This is a genomic window from Elstera litoralis, from assembly GCF_000963705.1.
GTDB classification, from domain to species: Bacteria; Pseudomonadota; Alphaproteobacteria; order Elsterales; family Elsteraceae; genus Elstera; species Elstera litoralis.
The window spans coordinates 1-3,696 of sequence record NZ_LAJY01000305.1 but is presented as its reverse complement, the minus strand read 5'-3'; the positions used below and the strand labels follow the sequence as shown (position 1 = coordinate 3,696).

Sequence of the window (3,696 nt, the reverse complement as noted above, 5' to 3'; positions counted from 1 at the left end):
CCGCCCTGCCGCCGCCGCCGAAACCTGTAACGGTGCCCACTGTGCCCGTGGCGGCGCCTGTCGTTCCCGAGGCCCCGGCTAAAACCGCCGTCCCTGTCGCGCCGCCGCCGGTTCCGGTTGTGCCGTCTGCGCCGCCCAAAACTGACCCGGCCAAAACCGAGCCCGCGAAGGCCGAGCCGCCAAAAGCGGCAGAGCCTCCCAAACCCGTCGAACCGGCGAAACCCGCCGTCGTGCCGCCGCCCGTGAAAGCCGAAGCGCCGAAGCCAGTTCCGCCCAAAGCCGAGGCGGAAGAACCGGAAGTCGGCGAGCCCGCAACGCCGCTTCCCGCCCAGGAAGCGCCGGTCAAGAAGCCGAGCCGCGACGAGGTTGTGGCATCTCTGCCGACGCCGCCACCGCGCGGCGGGCGCAGCTTCCAATGGCCCGCGACGGGCCGGATCATCGCGACCTTCGGACCGCAGGATCGCGGCTTGCATAACGATGGCATCAATATCGCCGCTGCCAAAGGCACGCCGGTGCGCGCGGCGGAAAATGGCGTCGTCGCCTATGCCGGCGATGAAATTCGTGGCTTCGGCAATCTGCTGCTGATTCGCCACGCCGATGGGTTCATGACCGCCTATGCCCATAACGAGGTGCTGCTGGTCAATCGCGGCGATACCATCCGGCGCGGCCAAGTGATTGCGCGCGTCGGACAAACCGGCAATGTTTCGACACCGCAACTGCATTTCGAAATTCGCAAGGGCACGCAAGCCGTTGATCCTGAACAATATCTCGGGCGTCCCACCGCAAGCCTGCCGACGCGGCTGACGGCCACCGAAGGCTAGCGCCCCGCGCGCGCTCCCCAGCGCCCGCATTGCCTTTCGTGGCGGCGGCGTTATAGTCCGCCGCCAGGAATTCTGATCCCCGCGCCCGTAGCGGGGAAAATCCCCATCCGATGGAGTGACTATGTTTATTTCTCCCGCTTTCGCTCAAGATGCGGCAGCCGCTAGCGGCGGCATCAATGCCATGCTGGTGCAGTTCGGCCCGCTGATTCTAATTTTTATCGTTTTCTACTTCCTGCTCATTCGTCCGCAGCAGAAGAAGGCGAAAGCCCATCGCGAAATGCTGAGCAATGTGCGCCGGGGCGACCGGATCGTCACCTCGGGCGGTATCATCGGCACGGTCACGAAGGCCGATGGCGATGCCGAACTGCAAATCGAAATCGCCGAAGGCGTGCGCATTCGCGTGCTGCGCGGCGCGGTGAGCGACGTTCTGGCGAAGACCGACCCGGCGAAAGCCGATAAGGCCGACGCCAAGGAAGAAACCAAGGCCTAACTTTCGGGCTTTCTATCAAGGGGTAGGGGATTCTCTGCCCCAAACTTTTTGCGTTTTAAGGGATCCGTCCCATGTATTTTGCCCGCTGGAAAGTGTGGACGATTTGGATTGTCACGATCCTATCGTTGCTCATTGCCGCGCCTAACCTTGTGTCGGAAGCGACGCTGCAAACCCTGCCGAGTTACGTTCCGGCGCGTCAGGTCAGCCTGGGGCTCGATCTTCAAGGCGGCTCGCATCTGCTATTGCAGGTCGATCTTGCTGCGGTCGAACGCGACCGGATGGCCAATCTGGTCGATTCGATCCGGGGCGATTTGCGGCGGGAGCAGATTGCTTTCACGGGCATCGCCCAGGATGGCGCACAGATCACCCTGAAGCTGAACGACGGCGTCGACCCCAATGCCGCGCGGCGGGCGTTGGAAATCTCCGATCCCGACCTTAATGTCGCCATCGCTGCCGATGGGGTGGTGACGCTGACGTTGAAGCAGGCGGCGATTATCGCCAAGCGGAATGCCGCGCTTCAGCAATCCATCGAAATCATCCGCCGCCGCGTCGATGAAACCGGCACGAAAGAGCCGCGTATTCAGCAGCAGGGCACCGACCGGATTCTGGTGCAGCTTCCCGGCGTGCGCGAACCGGACCGCATCAAGGCGCTGATCGGCACGACGGCGAAGCTCAGCTTCCGTATGGTCAATCCCGACGCGAGCCCGACGGGCCGCCCGCCCGTGGGCTCGGAAGTGCTCCCCTCCGAACGGGGCGAGCAGGCACCCGCCTATGTGGTGAATAAGCGCGTGATGGTCAGCGGCGAAAATCTCGTCGACGCCCAGCCGAGCTTCCAGGAAGGCCAGCCGGTCGTTAGCTTCCGCTTCGATTCGGTCGGCGCGCGCCGCTTTGCCGATGCGACGACGGAAAATGTCGGCAAACCCTTCGCCATCGTGCTCGATAATAAGGTGATTTCCGCCCCAGTGATCCGCGAGCCGATTACCGGCGGGCGCGGGATCATTTCGGGGAATTTCACCACGCAATCGGCGAGCGACCTTTCCGTATTGCTGCGTGCGGGGGCGCTGCCCGCGCCGCTGAAGATTATCGAAGAGCGCACCGTTGGGCCGGACCTCGGGGCCGACGCGATTAAAGCGGGGCTCTATTCGGTCCTCGGCGGTCTCGTAATGATTATGATCTATATGATCGTGTCTTACGGCACCTTCGGTATTTTCGCCGTCATCGCGCTGGTGTTGAACCTCGTGATGACGATTGCCGCGCTGTCGCTGTTGCAGGCGACGCTGACGCTGCCGGGGATTGCCGGGATGCTGATTGCGGTGGGGCTGGCGGTCGATGCGAATATCCTCATCAATGAGCGTATCCGCGAAGAAACCAAGCTGGGGCGCAGCGCGATTGCCTCCATTGATTCGGGCTTTAAGCGCGCGTTCGCCACGATCATCGACGCCAATTTGACGACGATGATTAAGATGACATTGCTCTACGCGCTCGGCTCCGGGCCGATCAAGGGCTTTGCCGTGACCACGACCCTGGGGATTCTCACCTCCATGTTCACCGCGACTGTGATGGTCCGGTACATGATCGGGCTCTGGTACGCGCGCAACCGCCCGTCGAAACTGCCGCTGTAAGGCCGGGGGAAGTCTCATGTATTACGTTCGTCTCGTTCCCGACGGAACCCGCATTCAGTTCATGAAGGGCCGCATTGCCGGGTTGGCGATGTCGGCCATTCTCTCAATCCTCTCTGTCGTGCTGTATTTCACGCCGGGCCTGAATATGGGCGTGGATTTTCGCGGCGGGATCGTCATTGAAGCCCGCCTCACCCAACCGGCGGATTTCGGCGCGATCAGGGCTAGTCTAACGCCGCTCAATCTAGGGCACGTTGGCTTGCAGGAGATCGGCACGCCGGTCGATGTGTCGATTGCCATCGAGCGCCAAGCGGGGGACGATGAAGCCCAGCAGCGCGCGGTGAATGCCGTGCGCCAACGCCTCACGGCCGATTATCCGGGCGTCAGCTTCCAGCGCGTCGAAGCCGTCGGCGCGGCGGTCAGCGGCGAGCTGTTCACCAATGGCATGATTGCGCTCGGCCTGTCGCTGTTCGCGATGCTCGCCTATATCTGGTTCCGCTTCGAATGGCAGTTCGGCGTCGGCGCGGTTGTCACCTTGATTCTCGACGTGACGAAAACCGTGGGCTTTTACGTGCTGTTCAATCTGGAATTCAACCTCTCCAGTATTGCGGCCATCCTCGCTATCATGGGCTATTCGATCAACGATAAGGTCGTGGTTTATGACCGTGTTCGCGAGAATTTGCGCAAATATAAGGCCATGCCACTGCGGGAATTGATTGATCTGTCGATCAACGAAACCTTGAACCGCACCATCGGCACTTCAACG

General features: G+C 61.8%; 4 protein-coding genes. All 4 read left to right on the top strand.

Going from position 1 to position 3,696, the window contains the following annotated elements; translation table 11 throughout:
* Positions 1 to 821, top strand: an 821-nt coding sequence (locus VZ95_RS12255) for a murein hydrolase activator EnvC family protein (RefSeq protein ID WP_156995267.1), incomplete at its 5' end; no start/stop codon positions are given.
* A 121-nt stretch (positions 822 to 942) separates the two neighbouring features.
* Positions 943 to 1,311: a preprotein translocase subunit YajC gene (gene yajC, locus VZ95_RS12250; protein WP_045776097.1), complete on the top strand. Its 369-nt coding sequence runs from the start codon at positions 943 to 945 to the stop codon at positions 1,309 to 1,311.
* Between the two features lie 71 nt (positions 1,312 to 1,382).
* Positions 1,383 to 2,933 (top strand): protein translocase subunit SecD, encoded by a 1,551-nt coding sequence (gene secD / locus VZ95_RS12245; protein WP_045776096.1) that lies wholly within the window; start codon positions 1,383 to 1,385, stop codon positions 2,931 to 2,933.
* A gap of 16 nt (positions 2,934 to 2,949) precedes the next feature.
* Positions 2,950 to 3,696: protein translocase subunit SecF (gene secF, locus VZ95_RS12240; RefSeq protein ID WP_045776095.1), on the top strand; the 747-nt coding region annotated here is incomplete at its 3' end.

What these genes read in the sequence shown, in the direction of transcription:
- yajC (WP_045776097.1), top strand. Translation starts at nt 943, where the DNA reads ATGTTTATTTCTCCCGCTTTCGCTCAAGATGCGGCAGCCGCTAGCGGC.
- secD (WP_045776096.1), top strand. Translation starts at nt 1,383, where the DNA reads ATGTATTTTGCCCGCTGGAAAGTGTGGACGATTTGGATTGTCACGATC.